This is a genomic window from Oleiphilus sp. HI0125 (assembly GCF_001635355.1).
The window spans coordinates 1-510 of the sequence record NZ_LWGF01000412.1 but is presented as its reverse complement, the minus strand read 5'-3'; the positions used below and the strand labels follow the sequence as shown (position 1 = coordinate 510).

Here is a 510-nt window from a genome sequence, read left to right as displayed (position 1 = left end):
TCTGACTTTCCTTTCTAGGAATATATACTAAGGTGTGACACCAACCACGCCGCTCATCATGATGGTGATTCTTGGGTCGTTAGCTCAGTTGGTAGAGCAGTTGGCTTTTAACCAATTGGTCGCAGGTTCGAATCCTGCACGACCCACCACTTTCTTTCTCAGTACAAACTCCTATTTACCACTTGGTCACGCGACAACTAACTTTGTTCGTCCAGGATGAGAACCGTTAAGGTCCGAGCCGAGCAGCTTTGCTGCGAGACAACGTTGGCGCGCGCTCGTCACGACAACGACCCGAAGGGCGAGCGAAGCGAGTAATCCGCACGACATACCACTCTCTCTATCAGTAAAAAACAATCTTATTCTAAGCTCAGTCACGTAAGCGTTACTTATTTCCTTGCGAGATAAGAGCCGTTAATTTTTATGCTGCAGCAGTACAGTGTTCTTTTTACGAATAGCGCAGTAGTCCTAGCGCAGTGACTTTACTATAATATGCGCCGATTATTTCCACCG

Annotated in this window: 1 tRNA gene and 1 other RNA gene; both read left to right on the top strand. The window is 47.1% G+C overall.

Annotated features, from left to right (window positions below):
• Window positions 1-73 precede the first annotated feature (73 nt).
• Window positions 74-149: transfer RNA gene (locus A3762_RS05490), tRNA-Lys, on the top strand.
• A 46-nt stretch (window positions 150-195) separates the two neighbouring features.
• Window positions 196-331: non-coding RNA, RtT sRNA (locus tag A3762_RS05485), on the top strand.
• Window positions 332-510 lie beyond the last annotated feature (179 nt).